Raw genomic sequence first — 576 nt, 5'->3', positions numbered from 1 at the left:
CCACAGTGCTGCCGTCGCCGGCCGCCGAACCCGCCGCCAGACCCGCCTCATAGACCTGGTCATGCGCGCCGGCCGGGTTGCCCTGGTCAACGACGATCTGCGGCACGTCGTTGGTGCCGTTGATGGTGATGGTCAGCGTTGCCGTATCGGTGTCGCCGTCGGCATCCTTCATCGTGTAGTTGAAGGTCTCGGTCAGCGTCTGGCCGGCGTCCAGCGCCTGCACCGCCGGATCGGCATTGTTGAGCGTGTAGGTGTAGGTGCCGTCGGGATTGGCAACGAAGGTGCCGTGTGCGCCCGTCGTCGAGCCATCCCAGCTGACGAAGCTCGTCGGCGTGTCGGCGCCCGGCTGGTTGTTGGCATGAAGGTCGTTGGTCAGCACATTGCCGTTGACCGGCGAGAGCGCGTCTTCGCTGATGCTGTTGGTGTCGTTGACCGCATTAGGCAGGTCGTCGACGATGTCGATGACGATGGCCGCCGGGACGGACGACGAGGTGCCGTCCGAGACGGTGAGCGAGAAGCTGTCGGTCTCGGTGACTGCCGGAACGTCCGTCGTCGTGCTGGTCAGTGTGTACTGAT

1 protein-coding gene is annotated in these 576 nt (G+C 64.9%); it reads right to left on the bottom strand.

Annotation, left to right across the window (positions count from 1 at the left end):
* On the bottom strand, positions 1-576 hold a 576-nt coding region (locus tag EN750_RS38090), incomplete at both ends, for a VCBS domain-containing protein (protein WP_210212814.1).

The sequence above is a fragment of the Mesorhizobium sp. M7A.F.Ca.ET.027.03.2.1 genome (assembly GCF_003999175.1).
In the GTDB taxonomy this organism is placed as follows: domain Bacteria; phylum Pseudomonadota; class Alphaproteobacteria; order Rhizobiales; family Rhizobiaceae; genus Mesorhizobium.
This window is presented reverse-complemented; position numbering and strand designations above follow the sequence as displayed.